The organism is Psychrobacillus sp. NPDC093180, assembly GCF_044754065.1.
Taxonomy (GTDB): Bacteria; Bacillota; Bacilli; order Bacillales_A; family Planococcaceae; genus Psychrobacillus.
Genome location: NZ_JBIVOJ010000018.1, coordinates 57,891 through 80,568, shown reverse-complemented (window position 1 = coordinate 80,568; position 22,678 = coordinate 57,891). Strand labels below are relative to the sequence as shown.

Genomic DNA, 22,678 nt, shown 5'->3' with positions numbered 1-22,678 from the left:
CGATACCCGCACTACCAGTCAGCTATACACTTCCGCCACTACGGCATGTTAGGGACTTTCACCCGTTAGAGAAAAGCGCTGCCAAGCGCACAAAAAACGAGCGTAAGATGATTACGCTCGTTTTCTTATTGCACTTTTGTCGCATGTTCTTTACATGTCGGACATGTTCCGTATATTTCCATCCGATGAGAACTCACATCAAAACCAGTTAGATGAGAAGCTAAATGTTCGACTTCATCTAGGCCAGGATAATGAAAATCTACAATTTTACCACATGTATTACAAATCATATGATAATGATCATTTGTGATAAAATCGAATCTACTGGAAGAATCACCGTATGTTAGTTCCTTAACTAATCCGGCTTCTCTAAAAACACGCAGGTTATTATAAACAGTTGCAACACTCATGCTTGGAAATTTACTTTCAAGTGCTTTATATATATCGTCCGCAGTGGGATGTGACATAGATTGGATAATAAATTCCAATATCGCATGGCGTTGAGGCGTAATTCGTACACCAGTTGATTTTAAAGTATCTAAAGCATCTCTTAAATGTACTTCCGTCATCGCAATGCACCTCTCTTCATATTCATTATTAATTTATAATTGTTATAATAAGTATAATGAAGAAATGCAGGAGCTGTCAAATTTTAAAGCATTCTAGAAATGAATCTTCTTTTAGTAACCTCTTTTTAAATCAATTATATTCTCTAACTGATTACTTTCATTCAACCATTCCGTCAAATTTTTAGAAAAAATCTCTAATGCTCTTACAACATATTGCGAAGAATGACTGGAAGCATGAGGAGATACAATGACATTGTGCATCTTCCAAAACGGATGCTCTTTCTGAAGCGGTTCTTTTTCAAATACATCTAAAACAGCATATGCTATACTCTCTTCTGTTAGTGCTTGAAGTAACTCCTCTTCCTTTATAAGGTCCCCTCTACCAAAATTCATAAAGATAGCAGATTGTTTCATACACTGAAAATGCTCGTATGTAAGCAAGTATTTTGTCTCTTCCGTGCTAGGTAAAATAGATATAACAATGTCGGCATCTGGCAATACTTCCTTTAGTTGTCCAAAAGAAACGATTGCATCCATAGAAGATGCCATTTTACCACTTCTATTACATCCAATGGTACGGACGCCAAAAGCTTGTAAAATTCTTCCGACCTCGCTACCGATTGCACCTGTGCCTAATATTAATGCAGTAGAACCAAAAAGCTCTGTTGGGTTCAGCTTTGGTGACCACTCCCCTTTTTGCTGATTTTCAGCCATTAGTGGAAGTGATTTTTTTATGGAAAGTATATGAGCAAGAATAGACTCTGCCATTGGAATTTTATGAATCCCGCGCGCATTCGTTAATATAATATTTCGAGCAGCGATTTCATCTAAAGGCATTTTTTCAAGTCCTGCAGAAGCAACCATAATCCATTTTAGTTGCGTCGCTATTTCCAGATGAGATGCTGAAAGATCCTCTCCATACGTCACAAGTATATCAGCAGTTTTTAAAGCTTTTTCATCTAATGGTTTTTGAAAGATGAATTCTACTTGTGGAAATTTTTCTATTAAACTAGTTTGTTGATCTCGTTTCGGATAAAAAGAAAATAATATTTTCACAATTATTCACCCTCAGAAGCTAATTTTTTTAACGTTTCTAATGCTTCTTCTACATGTCCATTCACTTTCACTTTACGCCATTCTTTCACGACAGTACCTGTAGGATCGATTAAAAATGTAGAGCGTTCAATTCCCATATATTCGTTGCCGAACATCTTCTTTAACTTCCATACCCCATAAGCTTCAGATACCTCATGTGTATCATCGATCAATAGGGAGAACGGAAGACCATGTTTTGCGATAAATTTCGTATGTGCTTTTTCATCATCTGGACTGACACCTAAAATAACAGCATTTAATTCACTGAATTTCTCATGAGCATCCCTAAAATCACACGCCTCCGTTGTGCAGCCCGGTGTTGAATCTTTTGGATAAAAATACAAAATAACATACTGCTTTCCTGCAAAGTCATCTAGTGATACAATATCTCCTTGTTCATTTTTCAATGAAAACTTTGGTGCAATCATTCCTTCTAGTATTGTCATTATATTCCCTCCCTTATATACTCCTATCGTATCGAATTACTGGATGAGATTCAATTTCTTTAGCGTTTTTCACCATAATTGTCTACAATAGAAGAATACAAAAATGGCGGAGGTAACGAATAATGAAACAAACTATATCTGAACAAATACAAATAGAAGCACTTGAACATATTGTAGGTGGAGTAAATAGTCCATCTAGATCTTATAAAGCAGTTGGTGGAGGAGCACCAATTGTAATGGAACGAGCAGAAGGGGCTTACTTTTACGATGTAGATGGCAATAAATACATTGATTACTTAGCGGCATACGGGCCTATTATTACGGGTCATGCACATCCCCATATTACAGAGGCCATCACAAAAGCTGCACAAACGGGTCTATTATACGGTACGCCTACAAAGCATGAAGTGACTTTTGCCAAAATGCTAAAAGAAGCAATTCCTTCTATGGATAAAGTCCGCTTTGTAAACTCGGGTACAGAAGCAGTTATGACTACTATTCGTGTAGCGCGTGCCTACACAGGAAGAACAAAAGTAATGAAGTTTGCAGGTTGTTATCACGGGCATTCTGATTTAGTTTTAGTAGCTGCCGGATCAGGACCTGCTACGCTTGGAACACCTGACTCTGCGGGAGTTCCACAGTCGATTGCAAAAGAGGTAATTACAATTCCTTTTAATGATCCACAAGCGTATGAGGAAGCAATGGAAAAATGGGGAGAAGAACTAGCCTGTATTCTAGTAGAACCAATCGTAGGAAACTTCGGAATGGTAGAACCAAATGAAGGTTTCTTACCACTTGTTCATAAAATAGCCAAAGACAAAGGGACTCTTGTAATTTATGATGAAGTAATCACTGCATTCCGTTTTCACTACGGTGCAGCCTCTACTATGCTGAATGAAACACCTGACTTAACAGCCCTAGGAAAAATTATTGGCGGAGGTCTTCCAATCGGAGCTTATGGCGGTAAAAAAGAAATTATGGAACAAGTTGCTCCATTAGGTCCTGCCTACCAAGCGGGAACTATGGCTGGGAACCCAGCGTCTATGCAAGCAGGGATTGCTTGCCTAGAAGTATTGCAAACACCAGGAGTATATGAAGAGTTAGACAGACTTGGTGCAATGCTAGAAACCGGGATCGTAGAAGCTGCGAAGAAAAACGATATTACAATTACAGTAAACCGTATAAAAGGTGCACTATCAGTTTACTTTACAGATGTAAAAGTAGAAAATTACGAGCAAGCAGAAGCAAGCGACGGAGAATTATTTGCTAAGTTCTTTAAACTAATGCTTGCACAAGGGATTAATCTGGCCCCATCTAAATATGAAGCTTGGTTTATCACAACCGCTCATACAGAAGAGGATATTAAGGAAACAATTACTGCTGTTCATCAGGCATTCGCCCAGTTAAAGCAGTAAACACTTCAATCTTGCATGAAATGAAAGGATAGGATTCAATGAAATTAGGAGCTCGCGTTTTCAAAACTGGAGTAGCCATTGTTTTCTCGTTATTCATAGCTGATTTACTCCAGCTTCCTAGTCCTGTTTTTGCAGGAATAGCTGCGATTTTTGCCATACAACCTTCTATATATAGATCCTATTTGACTGTTATAGAGCAAGTGCAATCTAATATAATTGGAGCAGCAATTGCAGTGGTCTTCGCGCTTATGTTTGGCAATCACTTTATAGCCGTTGGATTTGCTGCAATAGTTGCGATTATGCTCATGCTAAAGCTAAAGCTAGAAAAAACGATTTCTTTGGCACTTGTTACCGTTATTGCCATCATGGAAATTCAAAGCGATAATTTTTTCACATACGCTTTAATACGATTTTCAACTGTTTTAGTAGGTGTCATTTCTGCATTTATTGTAAATCTAATATTTATACCACCAAAATTTGAATCTAAATTATTTAATGCTATACATTATACACAAGATGAGATTATTCGCTGGATTCGAATTGCAGTACGTAGTGCATCAGAGCATAACTCTACAAAACAAGCCATTAATCAATTAAAAGACCGTCTGACTCGCGTAGATCAACTGTATTCCTTTTTCAAAGAAGAACGTGGTTACTCAAAGAAAGCAATTTATACAAAGGGAAGAAAATTAGTTGTTTATCGAGAACTAATTTCCACTTCTTATAAAAGCTTAGATGTATTGAAAAAACTTCATCTCCATGAAAATGAGGTTTCGGAACTTCCAGAGCATTTCCGAATGATGATCAAAGAACGATTAGATGCCCTTTTAGCTTATCATGAACAACTACATTTGAAATTCATCGGTAAGCTGAAACCAGAACATATTGAATGGAAAAGTACAGAAGCTTTTATCCAAAGACAAGAGGTAATGGATATCTTTGTTCAACAAATTGCATTAACTCGAATTGAAGAAGAATTCTCAACGTATCACTTATTACATTTACTATCATCCATATTAAAATACGAGGAACAATTAGAACATATGGATACATTAATCACCTCCTATTTGAATTATCATGGGGAAGAGTTAACTGTTGAAATAGAAGAAACTCCATACTAAAAAAACGTGTCACCTAAAGTCTAGGTGACACGTTTTTTAATTTTTCATCCGGGGATCTAGAGCATCTCTGAGCCCATCACCCATTAAGTTAAATCCTAATACCGTCAACATAATCGCAATTCCTGGGAAAACCATCGTCCACGGCGCATTTCGTAAAACAACGCGCGCATCTGCTAGCATTTTTCCCCATTCAGGCGCTGGTGCTTGAGCTCCTAAACCAAGAAACCCTAATGCAGCTGCTTCAATAATAGCAGAGGCAATCGCAAGCGTACCTGCAACAATGACAGGTGCCAGCGAGTTCGGGAGAATATGCGAAAATAGGATACGTAAATCCTTCATCCCGATTGCTTTTGCAGAAGTTATGTATTCCTCTTCTTTAATACTCAATACTTTCGAACGAATGAGTCGGCCAAAGTTAGGAATATTAATAATGGCAATAGCTATTAATGCATTTCGTAAGGAAGGACCTAATACTGAAACAACGGCAATTGCGAGTAAAATGCTTGGAAAAGCTAGCATAATATCAAATATGCGTGATATTATCGTATCGATCCACTTCCCGTAATAACCAGCTACAATTCCTAAAATACTTCCTACAACTACAGAGCCAACTACAGAGAAAAAACCAACTCCAAGTGATATTCTTGCACCATGTATAACACGTGAAAAAATATCTCTTCCTAAGTCATCTGTTCCGAACCAAAATTGGCTAGATGGTGGAAGCAGACGATGATCTTTTATTGCCTGTTCATTTATTCCTTGAGGTGCGAGGAAAGGACCAAAAATAGCTAAAAGAATGAAGAAAAGAACGATTCCTGCTCCAACTAGCGCCACTTTGTTTTTACTAAAGCTTCGCCATGCATCTCTCCAAGGACCCGTCGACGTATCTTTTTTAGCCATTATTTCATTTGTCGAATTCGGTACCATTTGAGTCATATTCGTTTCCCCCTTTTAGTCATATTTAATCCTTGGATCAACCAAACCATATAATATATCTACAAACAAATTAATCATAACGAACATAAAAGCTACAACAAGAATACCTGATTGGATAACTGGATAATCACGGTATTGAATTGCATCATAAATATATCTTCCGATGCCTGGCCAACTAAATATTGTCTCTGTTAGGATCGCTCCGCCTAATAACAGTCCCATTTGAAGACCAATAACCGTTAATACTGGAATGATGGCATTTTTTAAAGCATGTTTGTATACAACCCAAAACATTTTTTGCCCTTTAGCTCTTGCAGTTCGAATGAAATCACTACGCATGACCTCAAGCATACTCGACCTTGTCATTCTCGCAATAATAGCCATTGGAATAGTTGCAAGTGCAATACCTGGTAACACTAAGTGTTTCAACACTTGTCCAAGCTGATCAAATCTTCCTTGTAAAATAGTGTCTAAGACATACAAATTGGTGATCGCTGAAACTGGATTTCGTACTTCCTCTCGACCAGATGTAGGTAACCATTGAAGCTCAATTCCAAATAACCACTGCTCCATCAAGCCTAACCAAAAGATAGGCATAGATACTCCGATTAACGCGATAACCATTGCTAAATAGTCGAACCAAGAATTTTGAAACCAAGCGGATATAATCCCTGCGTTAACGCCGATAATTACCGCAATAATAACTGCAAACAAAGCCAATTCAAATGTAGCCGCTAAATACGGCCATATCTCGTTTGCTACAGGTTGAACTGTTCGCATCGATTCCCCTAAATCACCTTGAAATAGCCCTATCAAATAATCAAAATATTGGGTGTACCAAGGTTGATCCAGTCCGAGCTTTATTTCTAGAGCCTCTATCGCTTCTTTCGTGGCCAACTGACCTAATATAACTTGGGCTGGATTTCCTGGTATTGCCCTAATAATCATAAATACAACGAATGTCATTCCAAGTAACACTGGGATTAGTTGTAATAATCGTTTTCCTATATAGCGAAGCACTGCTTTCACCTCTCCATCCAATTGAATAAGAAAAGGGAGAAATCACGAAGACCTCTCCCTTTCAAGCATATTACTTAAAGTCGACGTGCGATAATAAGTCAGATCCAGTCGGATGTGGTTTGAAATCTACTATATCCGCTTTCCCTGCAAGTAATGGAGTTGAGTGAGCAAGTGGTACCCAAGGAGCATCTTCAAAAATAATTTCTTGAGCTTGCTTATACAATTCATTACGTTTCTCTTCATCAACTTCTGTTTGTGCTTCAATTAGGATTTTGTGTAAATCTTTGTTGTCATAATATGTGTAGTTATTGCTTCCAATGTTGTCTCCATCAAGTAATACGTAGATAAAGTTGTCTGCATCTCCGTTATCACCTGTCCATCCTAATAAAAATGCATCTGCTTCACCTTTACTAGCTTTGTCTAAATAAGTAGCCCATTCATAAGAAACGATTTCAGCTTTTACCCCAATATCCTCTAAGTTCTTTTGAATAGCTTCCGCTACTTTCTTACCATCTGGCATATATGGTCTTGGTACTGGCATTGCCCATAATTCCATTTCAAAACCATCTGCAAATCCAGCTTCTGCTAATAATTCTTTCGCTTTTTCTGGGTCGTATTCATATCCTGTTATATCATCATTAAATCCAGGAATAGAAGATGGAAGTGGATTTTTCGCTACTTCTGCACGACCTTCGAAGAATGCCTCTACAATCGCTTCCTTATCTATTGCATAATTTAGTGCTTGACGAACTTTAGCATTATCAAAAGGTGGACGTGTAGTCGTTAAGCCTAAGTAACCAACATTCATAGACGGACGTTCAAATAATTGTAAAGATGAATCACCCTCTACTGTTGTACCATCAGCTGGGTTAATACCATCTGCTAAGTCAATTGCACCGTTAAGTAAATCATTTAAACGAGCAGAATTGTCTGGAATAGAACGGAATATAACTTTATCTAATTTCGGTAGAGCTTCATCCCAATAACCATCAAATTTCTCAATTGTAATGGAGTCATTGCGTTTCCATTCAACAAATTTAAATGGACCAGTTCCTACTGGATTATCCCCGAATTTCTCACCGTCTTTTTCAAATGCAGTTGGACTTGCAATTGCAAATGGACTCATAGCGATATTTTTTAAGAAAGGCGCTTGTGCTCGTGTAAGTTTGAATACTACAGTATAATCGCCCTCTGCAGTAACTGATTCGATTACATGGCCTTCTTCTCCTTTGAAGCCACCAAACATAGATTTATAGTATGGGAATTTATCTTCTGAGCCATTTGCCCAGCGTTCAAAGTTTTTTACTACAGCTTCTGCATTGAAGTCAGTACCATCGTGGAACTTAACCCCTTCACGAAGTGTAAATGTATACGTAAGTCCATCTTCTGATGGTTCCCATTTTGTTGCTAAACCTTCATGGATTGTCGTATCTTGTTCTCCAAAGTTTAATAAAGTTTCATAGATATTTTTTGTAACTTTAAATGATTCTCCCTCTGTTACAGTAGAAGGGTCTAATGAAGTAGAATCTCCTCCTCGTCCGAAGACAAGCACTTTATCACCTGTAGATGCAGAACCACTATCCTTTGTACCCTCATTTTCTTTCTCTGTGCCACTTTCTGATGAGTTACATGCAGCAAGTACTACACTTAGTGCAACTAACATCAGAAGCAAAAATGACCAAATTCTCTTTTTTCCCAAATTAACCCCTCCGTAAATATATTATCAATGCTGCACTTGCTCATTATATAAATGGCAGGCAACAAAATGACCAGGTTTCACTTCTTCTAGCTTAGGTACAATAGATGTACAAGCTTCCATCTTAAACGGACATCTCGTATGGAATGTACAACCACTAGGCGGATTTGAAGGACTTGGAATGTCTCCTTCTAATATTATCTGCTCCCTTTTATGTTCCGGATCAGGAACCGGGACTGCAGAAAGTAATGCCTTCGTATATGGATGTAGAGGCTCTTCATATAAAGATTCACTTGTAGCAAGTTCCGCCATTCTTCCTAAGTACATAACGCCAACTCGATCACTTATATGACGCACTACCCCTAAATCATGCGCAATAAATATGTAGGTTAGCTTTAATTCTTTCTGTAAATCTTGCATAAGATTAAGTACTTGGGCTTGTATCGATACATCCAGTGCAGAAACGGGTTCATCCGCAATAATTAACTTCGGATTCGTCATTAATGCTCTTGCAATTCCAATACGCTGTCGTTGCCCACCGCTAAATTGATGTGGATATCTTTTCGCATGATAACTGCTTAACCCAACAATTTCTAGAAATTCATGTACTTTCTTTTTTCGGCTTTTTGCATTTCCGATGTTATGGACAATTAGTGGTTCCATTAATATTTTTTCTACCGTATGTCTCGGATTCAACGAGGCATATGGATCTTGAAATACCATTTGTATTTCTCGTCTTGCTTTTCTCATTTCTGTACTAGATATACTCGTTAATTCTTTTCCATCAAAGGTTACTTTTCCTTCTGTCGGTTCTAGTAATCTCATAAGCATTCGTCCAGTTGTAGATTTACCACAACCTGATTCTCCAACGATTCCTAATGTTTCCCCTTCATTTACATGAAAAGATACATTATCTACCGCTTTTACATATCCCGATTGTTTCGCTAACACTCCTGAACGGATAGGAAAATACTTTTTTAATCCTTCAACTTGTAGCAGCGGTTTTGTCATGTACTTCTACCTCCTTTTGATCGTATAAGAAGCATCTTGTTTTATGATTCGCAGATGTTTCATATAATGGAGGATTTTCTTCCGTACATCTCCCAAAAACCGATTCACAACGAGCAGCAAATCGACAGCCATTTTTTATCGTCCCCGGCTTCGGAACATTACCAGGAATAGAATACAAACGTTGCTTTTTATGGCGCATATCAGGTACAGACGCGATTAATCCCTTTGTATAAGGATGTTGTGGATTACGGAATATTGTATCGACTGTTCCCTCTTCTACTACTTTTCCAGCGTACATAACAACTACACGCTCGCAAGTTTCCGCTACAACTCCTAAATCATGGGTAATCATAATAACTGCTGTTTTCAATCTTTCATTCAATTCACGCATGAGTTTTAAAATTTGAGCTTGTATTGTGACATCTAGTGCTGTTGTAGGTTCATCAGCAATAAGAACCTTTGGATCACAAACGAGTGCCATCGCAATCATTACTCGTTGCCTCATACCACCTGAGAGCTGATGAGGGTAATCCTTCATCAATTCTTCCGCTCTAGGTAAACCAACCAGCTTCAACATTTCAACTGCTCTTGCCTTCGCTTGTTTTTTATTCCAATCTTTTTTATGTAGTGTAATCGCTTCCACTAGTTGGTTTCCAATTGTAAATAAAGGATTTAAAGACGTCATCGGTTCTTGGAAAATCATCGCTACATCATTTCCTCGTACCTTTCGCATTTCATTCTCCGAGAACTTCGTTAAATCTTTCCCTTTAAATAAAATTTGACCACTTGTAATTTTCCCTGGTGGACTTGGAACTAGACCCATTATAGAAAGCGACGTAACACTTTTACCACAGCCAGACTCTCCGACTATTCCAAGTATCTCCCCTTCTTTTACGTGAAAATCTACATGGTCCACTGACGGAATGACACCGTCATCTGTGAAAAAAGAAGTTTGGAGATCTTTCACTTCTAAAATGATTTCACGCTCTGCCATAACGCACCCCTTTGTTTTTGTGCAATTTATAATTTTCTATAAATTAATAAGCTATATTAATATTTTACACATATTAACCTTATATGCAATACTTTTCTGAAAACTGTTATTTCTTCACTTAAAATGTAACTTCCATTTTTTTTAGTAATTTTATTCATATAAATGAATACTCATTCACTTATTTTATAAACTTATCAACACATAATACTTATAGGAATACAGGCTACAAGAGTGATATCATGTCACTCTGTAAGATAGACGCTCACTCCTAGCAAATAATTTTACTTATAAAAAGCCCTATAAGCACGTGACTTATAGGGCATTTACTAATTATCTAATTGTTGTATTTGAAATAAATTATAGTATACATTTTTTTGATTCATTAATTGTGCATGGTTTCCATTTTCGACTACCTGACCGTTTTCAATTACGAAGATATTATCAGCATGCGTAATCGTTGAAAGTCTGTGTGCGACAATTATAGTTGTACGGTTCGACGCTAAATGTTCTAATGAATCCTGTATTAATGATTCACTTTCTAAATCTAAAGCTGAAGTTGCTTCGTCTAGAATTAAAATCGTAGGATTTTTCAAAAATACTCTAGCTATAGCTACACGTTGCTTTTGTCCACCTGAAAGCTTCACGCCACGTTCGCCTACTTTTGTCTCGTACCCTTCAGGTAACTCCATGATGAAATCATGCGCATTGGCCGCTTTTGCCGCTTCTATCACTTCTTCATCTGTCGCATCAGGATTACCCATTAATATGTTCGATTTAACTGAATCACTAAATAATATATTATCCTGCAACACAATACCTATTTGCTTTCTTAATGATTCTACCGTAACGTCACGAATATCGTTTCCATCAACCCGAACACTTCCATCTGTTACATCATAAAACCTTGGGATCAAACTAATAATGGTAGATTTACCACCACCACTCATTCCAACGAATGCTACCGTCTCTCCTGCTTTAACGTGACAATCCACATTATTTAATATTGTATTTCCGTCTTTTTCATATTGGAATGACACATTTGAAAAAGTAACTTCACCAGTAATTTTCTCTAATGTGGAAGCACCTTTTTTATCGACAATATCATATTCTTCATCCATCAATTCAAAGACCCGATCCATAGAAGCAAAAGACTGCGTTAAGGTGGTAGAAGAATTGACTAAGCGTCTGAGAGGACTGTATAAACGTTCAATATAAGCTACAAATGCAGCCATCGTTCCGACTGATAATCTTCCGTTTATTGCCTCATACCCTGCATAGGCTATAACGAGTAAAGGTGCAATATCCGTTATCGTGTTAACTACAGCGAATGCCTTGGCGTTCCAAACGGTCTGATCAACGGCTTTATCTAAAAACTCTCCATTAGCATCATTAAATAGTTTCTGTTCATGCTTTTCTAATGTAAAAGTTTTAATAATACTCATACCTTGTACACGTTCATGCAGATAACTTTGAACCCCAGCTAGAGCTTGCGAACGTTTTCTCGTTAAGTCGCGAAGTCTTCCAAAAAAGTACTTCACACTGAATGCATAGAAAGGGAATGCAAGTAAAGTAACCAGTGTTAACTTCACGTTCATCGTAAGCATGATTCCAATTGCGATTAAAATAGTCGCTAAATCCAACCATACATTCATCAGTCCGATTATGACAAAGTTTTTTGTTTGCTCTACGTCATTTATTACCCTGGAAATAACTTCTCCGGCACGTGTATTACTGTAGTATTTTAAGCCTAGCTTTTGAAGATGGCCATACAATTTTTGACGAATATCATAGAGTATTTTATTGCTTACTAATTGAGCTAAATATTGTCTATAATACTCAATCGGAGGACGAACGATTAAAAATACTAACGCAGTCCCTCCTAGCCAATATACTAATTGTTGGATTTTTTCGTCTGCTGTTAGTGTTTTTGCACCAATAATATCGTCGATAACGATTTTGATAAGAATCGGTATAAACAATGGTATGGCGAACTTGATAATCCCAATAACAAGCGTTATAAATATTTGAAAGTTATACGGTTTAACAAATTGCATATACCGTTTTAGTGATCCCATTTCATGACTCCTTTCTAAAATTGAAAAACCTGTTGTTTGTATTCAACAGGTTTTTCGTCTACTCATTTAGCTGTTTATAAAAATGATAACGATTCGTCCATGCCTCGATAAAATCTGGAGCAAATGGACCCCTTCTTTGCTTTATCCAAGAAATGAGTTTTTCTATATTTCGTTCAAGAATAACATCCATTTCTTTAGGATACATCATTTCTTTTTTATGTTGTGCGTATTCATCTTCATCTAGAATTGTATAGGTCATGTCTGGAAAAACCTTTACGTCTAAATCATAATCAATATACTTTAAACGCCCATCACTATAAACAAAAGGCGAACTCATATTGATGTAATAGTATACACCATCTTCTCGTAACATACAAATAATGTTAAACCAATGCTCCGCATGAAAGTAGCAAATAGAAGGTTCTCTTGTAACCCAAGTGCGACCATCCGCCTCGATGACAAGTGTTCGTTCATTTGCTCCTATCACAATATTCTTGGTGCCCTTTAGTACCATTGTTTCCTGCCAGACACGGTGGATACTGCCGTTATGTTTGTAGCTGTGAATTTGTATCATTTCTCCTTCTGTTGGAATCGCCATCATTTAGCCACCTTTTCGACAAGCGTAAAAATCAAGTTTATATACTTATTTAATCATTATAACAATCCATACCCAAAAACTATAGTAAAAAATCATAAGTGGTCTTTAAGTGTAATTAGTTTACCAAAGTGAGTTGTAGTGAGTGGAATAAAGAGTCCTCTTGGATTTAGCAGATCGACGCTTCGCTTTTCGAGGATTCTCGCGTCGCCGCACTAAATCCCTTAAATTATATAGCAGCAGAATAAATACCTAAAAAATGGATAAGTGCAACCAAATAGCCGCCCAAAGCAACTAATTATAGTCTGAAAGCAATCAATTGGCGGTTAAGAGCAACTAGTGGCATTCTAAAGCAACCAATTTCCATTAAACAAGTTTGCGTGGAGTGAGACACGAATAATTATGGATCATTGTTTAGAGTTTAAGGACCACATATGTACAATAAAAAAATCAACGAAGGCAAAATGCCTTCGCTGATTTTTGGTGAATCCATGTTATTACTTTGTTTGGTTATAAGAACTGCCTGCTTGTTTACCGCTAGCTTGTTGTTTTCTCGACTCTGCTTGACGGTTTAGTTCTTTTACCTCTTGAACATCAGTTTCAGAAGCAAATTCAGGGGTCTTGAACTTATTCTGAGACTGACCGCTTTGAGATTGGCGATTTTGTTCTCTTACTTCTTGTACATTCGTTTCTGAAGCGTTGTTTTTCTTTGTCATGGATTTCACCTCCGGTACACAAGTATCTTGCGCACTTTAAAGAGATATATGCATTTTAATAATTAATTCTTTTCCTTCCATGCATTCCATATTTTTAATATTGGTACTGGCATTGGTTGATTGGCAATCTCATCTATAGTGAACCATTTGCATGCTGTTGGAAGCTCCTTTTCTAATTTCAGCTTTCCTTCAAAGCTTTCCATTTCCCATACTAAATGAGAAAAAACATGTTTGAACGCTATTAATTCTTCGCCTCTTACAATATCTATTTCATAATCATGTTCGATTACTTCTTCTATAGTATGTGTTGCAGTTGGAAGCTCTACCATTGGAAATTGCCACATATTTGCGAGTAATCCTTTTGAAGGTCGCTTTTCTAATAGGATTCGACCTTGCTCATCCTTAATAACAACTGCTTTCATTTTGTGTACTTTTGTTTTCTTATTAATCGTTTTAATCGGTAATTGATCTTGCATACCTTCAAAAAATGCTGTGCAATATTCTCGTACAGGACAAAGTAAACACTTTGGTTTCGTCGGTGTACAAATTACCGCTCCAAGCTCCATTAATCCTTGGTTGAATGCAGAAGGATTGTCCTCATCGATTAACTCCATTACTGCTTCTTCAAATATTTTCTTCGTTTTAGGCTTTGCGATATCTTCTTTTATCAATAAAAGACGAGAAAGTACTCGCATGACGTTCCCGTCTACTGCATGCTCTGGAACTCCGTATGCAATACTAAGAACTGCTCCAGCAGTATAAGGTCCAACTCCTTTTAAAGCAGATATTTCTTTTCGCGTTTGTGGAACGACACTTCCATATGATTCGACGACTTCTCTAACACCTGCTTGTAAATTACGTGCACGCGAATAATAGCCAAGTCCTTCCCATTCCTTCAATAATTCTTCTTCTTTTGCATGGGCAAGTGATTCAAGGGAAGGATATTTTGCGATAAATCTTTCATAATAAGGTATAACAGTATCCACCTTTGTTTGTTGAAGCATCACTTCAGACACCCAAATTTTGTATGGATCTTTTGTCTTCCTCCACGGTAAATCACGTTTTTCTTCTAAAAACCAGGATACTAAAGCATTTCTAACTTGTGTTTTATATAATTCGTTCAATGTTAAGTCCTTCCTTACGATTATTTTCATGAAGAATGGGGTATATCATGTGTAATTGCTTTGTTATTTTTCGATTATATTTTATGATGAGAATAACTTGGTATCCAAAAAGGAGCTGGTGAAGCATGGATACAGGTACACATATTGTAATGGGTATCGCACTCGGTGGATTAGCACTTGCGGATCCTGTCGTCTCAAGTAGCACGCTAACTACAACTGCGGTTATTGCAGGTACAATTATAGGATCTCAGGCACCTGATATAGATACGGTATTAAAATTACGAAACAATGCTGTGTATATCCGACACCACCGAGGTATTACGCATTCTATTCCAGCGGTTCTCTTATGGCCGCTATTAATTTCAGGTGTATTATGGCTTATAATGCCAGAAGCAAACTTATTGCATTTATGGTTATGGACGTTTCTGGCAGTTTTTTTACATGTGTTTGTTGATATTTTTAATTCTTATGGAACGCAAGCATTACGACCTTTTTCTAGAAAGTGGGTTGCCCTAGGTGTCATTAATACATTCGATCCGATTATTTTCGGTATCCACGTAGTTGGATTGTTATTTTGGATGTTTGGTGCAAATCCAGTTACGACGTTTCTTATTATGTATGCGATTATATTCGTTTATTACATTTTAAGATTTGCCGTTCAAAGTGCAGTAAAAAATTCCGTTAAGCATACGATTCCCGATGCAGATGAAATTATTGTCGCTCCCACGATGAAGTTTTTTCAATGGCGAGTAGCTGCAATTTCCAAAACGCATCATTATGTTGGACGAGCTTACGGGAGATCCATCTCTATATACGACAAATTTGAAAAAGTACCGTTACCAGAATCAGATTTAGTAAAAGCAGCACTAAAAGATAAAAACCTAAGTGCATTTACATCATTCTCTCCGATTTATAGATGGGAGATAACGGAATTCGAGAAGTTATTTGAAGTTCGATTAATCGATCTACGATATAGAAGCAACGATTACTACCCTTTTGTTGCAGTAGCTCATTTAAACGAAGAGCTCGAGATTGTAAATTCCTACACAGGCTGGATTTTTAGCGAAGATAAACTTCGAAAAAAACTGGACTTTATGCCAAATTAAAACTGGAAACGCTAGGATTTTTTAAATCCTAGCGTTTTATTTAATGGAAGAAATCGTCTGTTTCTAGTAAGTGTTTATACTTTTCATTAGATCCAGCAAATTCATGAAGCTGTTGACCGTAACTTTCAATCCATTTTTTAATAACCATTTCCGTGACCGCAGCTCCTTTATATTCGTACCCTGCACGTGCATAAGACGACTCGAAGTCCGACCAAAGCAGTTCTATCCAAGCGCGTGCTTTTGCTGCAGATAGTTGATCATTTTTTTCAAGTAATTGATAGGTTAATGCTTCTATTTTTGTTTGCATATTATTTTCCTTCCTTTAATGGCTCTAACAATGAGATAGGTAATGCTTCCTCATACTTAACGCCACCTAATCGATATCCCCATGCAAATCTTCCTTTTAAATATTCCACCTGAAAGAAAACACCTGGATCACTTGTAATTCGGTACAATTCGCCTGGTTTAATCGTTGAAGGATCGATTAAGAAGCTTTGGGCCATTGTTGCTTTTCTTTCATATACTGCATACTCATTTACAATGCCCAATTGTTCTGCTTTTCGGGCTTTCTCTTTTAAATTGGCAATTTCTGTTCTCAGTTCTTGTTCAGTCATACCGCTATATTTTTTTTCACTCATCTTGTAGCTCTAGCTCCTTTTTTTCCAAATACTGATCGATTTGCTCAGCAGGGAATCCTTTTTGGTACAACGCTTGTTTAACACGTCTTCTCAAATCATAGCTACTATATTTAGAGGCATATTTTCTCCAAATTTTATCGCCTTGGCTTTCAATAATTTCTACCCATTCTTCATCGTTTTTTTCCAATTCAAAAGAGTCAATTGCTTGGGAGATTATCGTAAAATTGTATCCTTTTCTTTGCAATGCATCCTGTACTTTTTGTTTTATTTGTCTCGGTGTTTTCGAACTGTTTTGATTGATAATTTTCTCGGTTAACGTTCGTGCGATTGCCAGCTGCTCTTCTTCCGAATAAGCCGATAACACTTCTTCTTGCAGATCTTTTTCAATTCCTTTTTTCTTTAACTCTTGCCGAATAGCAGCAGGACCTTTCTTGCTATTTTTCTTTTGCGTCGCAACTAATGCTTTCGTAAAACTTTCATCATTTAAAAAACTATGCTCATATAGCTTACGGATAGCCTCCAATATGACCGCTTCTCCGAATTCACTTTGGAGTAGTTTTTGTTTTACTTCATGCTCACTTCGCATACGGTAGCTTAAAAAGTTAATCGCTTTATTATAAGCCTTTCTAACTTCATCATCAAAAACCATTTCATCAATCGTAAAGTCTTCAAGAACTTTCCCTTTTGTCAGTTGATACTTGATCAGTACAGCTTCGTCCACACTAAAAGCATACTTTTCATCTAAGTATAAATTATACCGTTCATTGTTGTTTTTTTGACGACCTATTTTGGTAATAATCGGCATAAGTATATCTCTCCATTCATCTTTCTACTATTATAACGTATATATTCATAGGTGATAAACGTTTCGCATGCTAAGATGTTGGAAAGAGGAGGTTGGATACAATATGAAAATTGCTATTACTGGTGGTACTGGTTTTGTCGGAAGAGTAGTGACACAGCTTTTAGTTGAAAAAGGACATGAAGTTTATATTTTATCTCGTAGTGTAAATAAACGATCAGATAATGTCACTTATATAAAATGGTTAACAAATGATGCTACTCCTGAAAATGACTTAACAGGAATCGATGCTTTTATCAATCTTGCAGGCGAATCTATTAATAATGGTAGATGGACCTCAGCGCAAAAAAAGAAAATATACAACAGTCGTATGCAAGCAACAGGGGAAGTTCTTCGTATTATAAAAACTTTGAAACGAAAGCCAAAAGTTCTCATAAATGCAAGTGCAATTGGAATTTATCCAGCCTCCAACGAAAAAATATATACAGAGCAATCACCTGAAATCGGAACAGACTTTTTAGCAAAAACAGTCCATGATTGGGAACAAAAAGCGAAACTCGCAGAAAAATTAGGAGTCCGGGTAGCATATGGGAGATTTGGAATAATACTTGGAAAAGATAATGGTGCTCTTCCACTAATGGCACTCCCGTACAAAATGTTCGTCGGCGGTCCAATTGGCTCTGGGCAAAATTGGATGTCCTGGATTCACGTAAAAGACGTAGCTAATGCACTCCTTTTTGCAATCGAGCATGATATTCATGGCCCTTTCAATGTAACAGCACCAGAGCCAAAAAAAATGAAGAAATTTGGAAGAGAATTAGCAGCCGTTTTAAAGCGTCCCCACTATTTCTTCGTTCCAGCATTTGTGCTAAAAATGGCTCTTGGAGAGAAAAGTCAGCTTGTCTTAGAAGGTCAACATGTTATGCCGGAAGTATTATTGGAAAATGGATTTACTTTTGAATTTCCTCAATTACCAAATGCTCTAACCGATATTTATCTGTGAATAAATAAATCCCCCTAGCACAATCTACTTGTAAAAGGAGGTTGTGTTTTATATGTGGAAATATCATTTATTTGGAATCGTTATTGCAGCTTTTGTACTTAGTATGGGATTTGTGTATCAGCCATTTTCTGCACAAGCACAAGAAATTCATTGGGGATTAAAAAAAGCGACTAAAGAAATACCTGCGGAAGCCGGTGCAGAGTTAGATGCAATGCTTGAAAAACATGGTGCTATTTATAAAGGTTCTCCAGACAAAAAAATCATTTACTTCACTTTCGATAATGGATACGAGAATGGCTATACAGAAAGCATTTTAGATACGCTTAAAAAAGAAAAAATTAAAGCAACTTTCTTTTTAACCGGGCATTATTTAGAGAGTGCCACTCCATTAGTTGAACGTATGATCAAGGAAGGACATCAAATAGGAAATCACTCCTATGGACACCCTAACCTAGCGCGACTCTCTAAAGAAGGAATCCAAAAAGAATTAATACAGTTTGACAAGAAGCTTAGTGAACTTACTTCGCTGGAAAGAACCACTGTTACTCGTCCCCCAGAAGGAATTTTTAACGAAAAAGTGTTAGAAGCCGCAAACGAAATCGGCTATCAGCATATTTTTTGGTCCGTTGCGTTTATCGATTGGCATAAAGACCAGAAAAAAGGCGGTAAATATGCATATGATCAGTTAATGTCGCAAATTCATCCTGGTGCAATTATTTTGATGCATACTGTTTCTCCAGATAATGCAGAAGGGCTTCCAATGTTTATCACAGAAGCAAGAAAAATGGGATATACATTCGGAACACTCGATGAATTGAACATGAATAATCAGGATATTCCGCTTTCTTTTAATCCTTGACCATCTCCCTTATAATAGAAGGAAGATTAAGGCGAAGCTTCATTCAGTGACGTTTTTCCACTGAATGCAAGTTTTGCCAAGCGGGATAAAGGACGTGAAGTAATGAAAGAACAAGCAGTTATACAAGTAGGACAAGAATTTCCTCTAACGATAAAAAGGCTCGGGATAAATGGAGAAGGTGTCGGATTCTTTAAACGGAACGTTGTTTTCGTAAAAGGTGCACTACCAGGTGAGGTAATTACAGCACAAGTCACAGAAGCAAAAAATAAATATGCAGAAGCGAAGATCAAGAAAATCCGCCAAGCATCGAAAGACCGAGTAACTCCACCTTGCCTCATCTATGACGCATGCGGGGGCTGCCAACTGCAACATATGACGTACGAAAGACAACTGATCGAAAAAAGAGATCTAGTCATACAAGCACTCGAACGTTATGTGAAGGATTTAGCACCGCAAGTTGAAGTAAAGCAAACGATTGGGATGGAAGATCCATGGAACTACCGCAATAAAAGCCAGTTCCAAGTAAGAAAGCCTGGGAACAAAGTCATCGCTGGGCTGTACGCTGAAAGCTCCAACAAACTAATCGATATTAATAAATGTATCGTTCAGCATCCAGTAACAACGCATATTACAAATGAAATTAAAGGTTTTTTACAAAAACTGAATATCCCTATTTATGACGAAAAAAATCCACAAGGAATTGTTCGTACAATTGTCGTTCGTACAGGTATGAAAACAGGACAAATTCAAGTAACACTTGTTACAACGAAAAAGAAAATGCCCCATAAAGAAGAACTTGTACAGCTTATACGAGCAATCGATTCTAATATTGTGTCCATTAGCCAAAATATTAATGCAGAAAAAACATCCCTTGTTTTCGGTGAAACAACATTTAATCTGTTCGGAAAAGAAACAATCCATGAAAAACTTGGAGAACTTGCATTTGATTTGTCTGCACGTGCCTTTTTCCAGCTGAACCCAGAGCAAACCGAGCATTTATATAACGAAATTGAAAAAGCCGCTGGATTAACTGGGAAAGAAACTGTTGTGGATGCATACTGTGGAGTTGGAACAATTGGACTTTGGCTTGCTAAAAATGCCAAAGAAGTTCGAGGAATGGATATTATTGAAGAATCTATTCAGGATGCTAAAAAAAATGCGAAACGAAATGGTTTTAGCAATACAAAATATGTCCATGGTACAGCAAAACAATGGCTTGGGAAATGGAAAAACGAAGGCTTCGTTCCAGATGTACTGACAGTAGATCCACCTCGAGCTGGTCTTGATGATGAATTACTAAAAACCATTTTAGACATTAAGCCAAATCGTTTTATTTACACATCTTGCAACCCGTCTACATTTGCTAAGGATTTACAACAACTAACTAAAGTGTACGACGTTAAATATATCCAACCTGTTGATATGTTTCCGCAAACTTCACACGTAGAGTGTGTCGCGAAGTTAGAACTAAAAAAATAAAGTATTTTAGACAGATCTTTTGACTGTAACGCAAAAAGCACAACTAGAAATTCTCACTAGTTGTGCCTTTTTGTACGAAAAACTTTCTCTTGTCTTCCCGTGCACTTACTTTATTAATGAATGTCTTGAATTACTTTTTCTAAGAATTCACCCATTCGCTTAACCGCCGGCTCTGAAAAATCAAAACTAACCCCAGTTTCTTTATAAATAGCTGCAATGGATTGATTGTAATCCGCACTTGCCCCTTTTTTAAAGGATTCGACAGCTAACTCTGGATCCTTCCGATAATTCTCGAGTAATTGAAGTGCTCCCAGCATTGAGATGGAGTACTCAATATTATAGAAAGGATATTCTATATAGTGAAGAGTGCCTGCCCAGCTCATCCCAATTTCTTCCTCTAACCCAGAAGTATCTACAGGGCTCAAGCCATAACGCTTGGAGATTTCAAAGTATTTTTCATCTCGCTCTTTGGCCGTATGCCCTGGATTCGTATACATCCAATGCTGGAAAAGATCCCCTGCCAATGGACCGAATAACATGGTAAATGCCCGTCTCAGCTCTTCACGCTGTGCGCTCTTAAATTCTTCTTCTTCTGGATAAAATTGATCCAGCTTATCTAATAGGAGCAATTCCATCCCATGAGAATACAGTTCAGCAATTTCCGCTCGTCCTTGGTATTCTTCAAGAGGACCGTGCTCTGAAAACTCCAAGTATGCATTCACCGCATGGCCCATCTCATGAATTAAAGCAATAAGTGAGAAGAAGGATGGACTAAAGTTGGCAAAAACAAAGGTATCTCCTGAAACAGGTAAGGAAGTACAGAAACCACCTGGACTTTTTCCTTTCCGATCTCCAAGGTCGAGTAACCCATGCTCTCGCATGTAATCAAATCGTTCTGCAAAATATGGGTCGGTCTTCGCTAACATCTCAGAAACGCCGTCCATAAGAGTAGATACCTCAGAGTATGGTGGTTTTTTCAAGAGTTTAGCAGTGTTATCCCAAGGACGATAAGTATCCACACCTAACTTGGACTTAAAAACCTCTGCCAGTCGATTCCAAGCTGGAATAATATGCTTTTCTACATTTTCATGAAAGTCATAACAATCCTGAATGCTATACTCACGATTTTTGGCCACAAACATATAATCACGATAATTTTCAAAACCTGCATTTAAAGCAATTTGATGGCGCAGTTGAACGAGCTCATCCATAATGGCATCCATATCGGGCTTAATTTGTCGATAGGCTGACCCTATTAAGTTATAAGCCTTTTCTCGCACGGCTCTGTCTAAATGATCGAGTTGGGATTGGATAAACGGAAAAGGCTTTTCCTCCCCCTCCCATTCAACTGTTAGTCCCCCCATAATTTCACTATACTTAGTACAGAGCTCTTGTTCTTTTACAAATAACGGAATATTTTCTTCTCTGAACAGTTTAACTTTGGACTCGCGAACGCGACGCATTAAACCATAACGGTTTTCATCTAATTGATTTACATAAGGAGATGCACAGAATTTCTCATTCAGTTTTGCTTCATATTTCATTAAAAGTGGTTGGATCAATTGCTGGTCATGAAGATAAGTTGACTTTATGTCCGCATCCTCTGTGTTTCGGTAAAAGTCAACTTGGTGACCTGTCATCGCCTCCGTGATTTTAATCGTTAAATCCTGTTCTTCTTTTAACCACTTTTCTAAGTCAGAAACAGATCCAATCGGAATCTCAAGTAAACTTTGAAGTTGAGCCTCGACCCCTTCAACATCCTGTAAATCAATTAATTTTTTATAATAATTAAGACCTATATCTCGTGCCATGGATAACTCTCCCTTCATTTTTAATTATTAAAATTATCTCAATAATTATAATATAGTTTTCTAGTTACCAAATCTAGCTTATTCAAAAGAAACGAAAATTATTTCTATAGGGAAAGATGACAAAATCCGCTTTTAGCATATATATTGAATGATTTTAAGCAAATTAC

Annotated in this window: 22 protein-coding genes; 6 read left to right on the top strand and 16 right to left on the bottom strand. The window is 37.3% G+C overall.

What is annotated here, in order from left to right; translation table 11 throughout:
• Nucleotides 1-125: 125 nt before the first annotated feature.
• The 3 genes from perR to bcp all read right to left on the bottom strand — a co-directional run bounded on the left by perR (nt 126) and on the right by bcp (nt 2,110).
• A complete protein-coding gene (gene perR, locus ACIP9W_RS20725) occupies nt 126-569 on the bottom strand; it encodes a peroxide-responsive transcriptional repressor PerR (RefSeq protein ID WP_142540177.1) in 444 nt (147 codons plus the stop codon).
• 111 nt (nt 570-680) lie between these two features.
• Nucleotides 681-1,625, bottom strand: a complete 945-nt coding sequence (locus ACIP9W_RS20720) for a D-2-hydroxyacid dehydrogenase (RefSeq protein WP_400793048.1) — start codon at nt 1,623-1,625, stop codon at nt 681-683.
• Between the two features lie 2 nt (nt 1,626-1,627).
• Nucleotides 1,628-2,110 carry a thioredoxin-dependent thiol peroxidase gene (gene bcp, locus ACIP9W_RS20715; protein ID WP_282242393.1) on the bottom strand — a complete coding sequence of 161 codons (483 nt, stop codon included), beginning with the start codon at nt 2,108-2,110 and terminating at the stop codon, nt 1,628-1,630.
• A 122-nt stretch (nt 2,111-2,232) separates the two neighbouring features.
• Here bcp and ACIP9W_RS20710 point away from each other — a divergent pair, with 122 nt between their 5' ends.
• Both ACIP9W_RS20710 and ACIP9W_RS20705 read left to right on the top strand, forming a co-directional pair.
• Nucleotides 2,233-3,525 (top strand): glutamate-1-semialdehyde 2,1-aminomutase, encoded by a 1,293-nt coding sequence (locus ACIP9W_RS20710; RefSeq protein WP_400793046.1) that lies wholly within the window; start codon nt 2,233-2,235, stop codon nt 3,523-3,525.
• A gap of 38 nt (nt 3,526-3,563) precedes the next feature.
• Entirely contained in the window at nt 3,564-4,646 is a 1,083-nt protein-coding gene (locus ACIP9W_RS20705; protein WP_400793044.1) for an FUSC family protein, read from the top strand.
• Between the two features lie 36 nt (nt 4,647-4,682).
• Here ACIP9W_RS20705 and ACIP9W_RS20700 read toward each other — a convergent pair whose 3' ends face one another.
• The 9 genes from ACIP9W_RS20700 to mutY form a co-directional block, all read right to left on the bottom strand.
• Nucleotides 4,683-5,573 carry an ABC transporter permease gene (locus tag ACIP9W_RS20700; protein WP_400793052.1) on the bottom strand — a complete coding sequence of 297 codons (891 nt, stop codon included), beginning with the start codon at nt 5,571-5,573 and terminating at the stop codon, nt 4,683-4,685.
• A 24-nt stretch (nt 5,574-5,597) separates the two neighbouring features.
• Nucleotides 5,598-6,602 carry an ABC transporter permease gene (locus ACIP9W_RS20695; RefSeq protein WP_282242402.1) on the bottom strand — a complete coding sequence of 335 codons (1,005 nt, stop codon included), beginning with the start codon at nt 6,600-6,602 and terminating at the stop codon, nt 5,598-5,600.
• Nucleotides 6,603-6,672: 70 nt separating this feature from the next.
• Entirely contained in the window at nt 6,673-8,301 is a 1,629-nt protein-coding gene (locus tag ACIP9W_RS20690) for an ABC transporter substrate-binding protein (protein ID WP_400793042.1), read from the bottom strand.
• A gap of 24 nt (nt 8,302-8,325) precedes the next feature.
• The gene (locus ACIP9W_RS20685) at nt 8,326-9,309 is read right to left on the bottom strand and encodes an ABC transporter ATP-binding protein (RefSeq protein WP_282242389.1); all 984 of its coding nucleotides are present in this window, start codon (nt 9,307-9,309) and stop codon (nt 8,326-8,328) included.
• Complete coding sequence (locus tag ACIP9W_RS20680) at nt 9,284-10,303, bottom strand: ABC transporter ATP-binding protein (protein ID WP_400793041.1); 1,020 nt, start codon at nt 10,301-10,303, stop codon at nt 9,284-9,286. The genes ACIP9W_RS20685 and ACIP9W_RS20680 overlap by 26 nt, the downstream gene beginning before the upstream one ends.
• A gap of 326 nt (nt 10,304-10,629) precedes the next feature.
• Nucleotides 10,630-12,378: an ABC transporter ATP-binding protein gene (locus ACIP9W_RS20675; protein ID WP_400793040.1), complete on the bottom strand. Its 1,749-nt coding sequence runs from the start codon at nt 12,376-12,378 to the stop codon at nt 10,630-10,632.
• Between the two features lie 58 nt (nt 12,379-12,436).
• Entirely contained in the window at nt 12,437-12,976 is a 540-nt protein-coding gene (ntdP, locus tag ACIP9W_RS20670; protein ID WP_282242386.1) for a nucleoside tri-diphosphate phosphatase, read from the bottom strand.
• A 494-nt stretch (nt 12,977-13,470) separates the two neighbouring features.
• A complete protein-coding gene (locus ACIP9W_RS20665; protein ID WP_400793038.1) occupies nt 13,471-13,689 on the bottom strand; it encodes a gamma-type small acid-soluble spore protein in 219 nt (72 codons plus the stop codon).
• Between the two features lie 62 nt (nt 13,690-13,751).
• A complete protein-coding gene (gene mutY, locus ACIP9W_RS20660; RefSeq protein ID WP_400793037.1) occupies nt 13,752-14,813 on the bottom strand; it encodes an A/G-specific adenine glycosylase in 1,062 nt (353 codons plus the stop codon).
• A 125-nt stretch (nt 14,814-14,938) separates the two neighbouring features.
• Here mutY and ACIP9W_RS20655 point away from each other — a divergent pair, with 125 nt between their 5' ends.
• Entirely contained in the window at nt 14,939-15,919 is a 981-nt protein-coding gene (locus ACIP9W_RS20655) for a metal-dependent hydrolase (protein ID WP_282242384.1), read from the top strand.
• A gap of 40 nt (nt 15,920-15,959) precedes the next feature.
• On the opposite strand, the gene ACIP9W_RS20650 is transcribed toward ACIP9W_RS20655, so the two are convergent.
• The 3 genes from ACIP9W_RS20650 to recX are packed head-to-tail and all read right to left on the bottom strand — an operon-like array spanning nt 15,960 to nt 17,362.
• Nucleotides 15,960-16,226, bottom strand: a complete 267-nt coding sequence (locus ACIP9W_RS20650; RefSeq protein WP_282242383.1) for a YfhJ family protein — start codon at nt 16,224-16,226, stop codon at nt 15,960-15,962.
• 1 nt (nt 16,227) lies between these two features.
• Complete coding sequence (locus ACIP9W_RS20645) at nt 16,228-16,557, bottom strand: YfhH family protein (RefSeq protein ID WP_400793036.1); 330 nt, start codon at nt 16,555-16,557, stop codon at nt 16,228-16,230.
• Nucleotides 16,550-17,362, bottom strand: a complete 813-nt coding sequence (recX, locus tag ACIP9W_RS20640; protein ID WP_400793035.1) for a recombination regulator RecX — start codon at nt 17,360-17,362, stop codon at nt 16,550-16,552. Before recX ends, ACIP9W_RS20645 begins: the two co-directional genes overlap by 8 nt.
• A 103-nt stretch (nt 17,363-17,465) precedes the next feature.
• Between recX and ACIP9W_RS20635 the strand changes: the two genes are divergently transcribed.
• The 3 genes from ACIP9W_RS20635 to rlmD all read left to right on the top strand — a co-directional run bounded on the left by ACIP9W_RS20635 (nt 17,466) and on the right by rlmD (nt 20,700).
• Nucleotides 17,466-18,362: a TIGR01777 family oxidoreductase gene (locus ACIP9W_RS20635; RefSeq protein ID WP_400793034.1), complete on the top strand. Its 897-nt coding sequence runs from the start codon at nt 17,466-17,468 to the stop codon at nt 18,360-18,362.
• A gap of 52 nt (nt 18,363-18,414) precedes the next feature.
• On the top strand, nt 18,415-19,221 hold the full coding sequence (locus tag ACIP9W_RS20630; protein ID WP_282242379.1) for a polysaccharide deacetylase family protein: 807 nt from the start codon (nt 18,415-18,417) through the stop codon (nt 19,219-19,221).
• Between the two features lie 102 nt (nt 19,222-19,323).
• Nucleotides 19,324-20,700, top strand: a complete 1,377-nt coding sequence (gene rlmD / locus ACIP9W_RS20625; protein ID WP_400793033.1) for a 23S rRNA (uracil(1939)-C(5))-methyltransferase RlmD — start codon at nt 19,324-19,326, stop codon at nt 20,698-20,700.
• 113 nt (nt 20,701-20,813) lie between these two features.
• On the opposite strand, the gene ACIP9W_RS20620 is transcribed toward rlmD, so the two are convergent.
• On the bottom strand, nt 20,814-22,511 hold the full coding sequence (locus ACIP9W_RS20620; protein WP_400793032.1) for a M3 family oligoendopeptidase: 1,698 nt from the start codon (nt 22,509-22,511) through the stop codon (nt 20,814-20,816).
• Nucleotides 22,512-22,678: the final 167 nt, after the last annotated feature.

Coding starts and splice junctions, on each gene's coding strand:
- perR (WP_142540177.1), bottom strand. CDS start 569: ATGACGGAAGTACATTTAAGAGATGCTTTAGATACTTTAAAATCAACT.
- bcp (WP_282242393.1), bottom strand. CDS start 2,110: ATGACAATACTAGAAGGAATGATTGCACCAAAGTTTTCATTGAAAAAT.
- ACIP9W_RS20710 (WP_400793046.1), top strand. CDS start 2,233: ATGAAACAAACTATATCTGAACAAATACAAATAGAAGCACTTGAACAT.
- ACIP9W_RS20705 (WP_400793044.1), top strand. CDS start 3,564: ATGAAATTAGGAGCTCGCGTTTTCAAAACTGGAGTAGCCATTGTTTTC.
- ACIP9W_RS20700 (WP_400793052.1), bottom strand. CDS start 5,573: ATGGTACCGAATTCGACAAATGAAATAATGGCTAAAAAAGATACGTCG.
- ACIP9W_RS20685 (WP_282242389.1), bottom strand. CDS start 9,309: ATGACAAAACCGCTGCTACAAGTTGAAGGATTAAAAAAGTATTTTCCT.
- ACIP9W_RS20680 (WP_400793041.1), bottom strand. CDS start 10,303: ATGGCAGAGCGTGAAATCATTTTAGAAGTGAAAGATCTCCAAACTTCT.
- ACIP9W_RS20675 (WP_400793040.1), bottom strand. CDS start 12,378: ATGGGATCACTAAAACGGTATATGCAATTTGTTAAACCGTATAACTTT.
- ntdP (WP_282242386.1), bottom strand. CDS start 12,976: ATGGCGATTCCAACAGAAGGAGAAATGATACAAATTCACAGCTACAAA.
- ACIP9W_RS20665 (WP_400793038.1), bottom strand. CDS start 13,689: ATGACAAAGAAAAACAACGCTTCAGAAACGAATGTACAAGAAGTAAGA.
- ACIP9W_RS20655 (WP_282242384.1), top strand. CDS start 14,939: ATGGATACAGGTACACATATTGTAATGGGTATCGCACTCGGTGGATTA.
- ACIP9W_RS20650 (WP_282242383.1), bottom strand. CDS start 16,226: ATGCAAACAAAAATAGAAGCATTAACCTATCAATTACTTGAAAAAAAT.
- ACIP9W_RS20645 (WP_400793036.1), bottom strand. CDS start 16,557: ATGAGTGAAAAAAAATATAGCGGTATGACTGAACAAGAACTGAGAACA.
- recX (WP_400793035.1), bottom strand. CDS start 17,362: ATGCCGATTATTACCAAAATAGGTCGTCAAAAAAACAACAATGAACGG.
- ACIP9W_RS20635 (WP_400793034.1), top strand. CDS start 17,466: ATGAAAATTGCTATTACTGGTGGTACTGGTTTTGTCGGAAGAGTAGTG.
- ACIP9W_RS20630 (WP_282242379.1), top strand. CDS start 18,415: ATGTGGAAATATCATTTATTTGGAATCGTTATTGCAGCTTTTGTACTT.
- rlmD (WP_400793033.1), top strand. CDS start 19,324: ATGAAAGAACAAGCAGTTATACAAGTAGGACAAGAATTTCCTCTAACG.
- ACIP9W_RS20620 (WP_400793032.1), bottom strand. CDS start 22,511: ATGGCACGAGATATAGGTCTTAATTATTATAAAAAATTAATTGATTTA.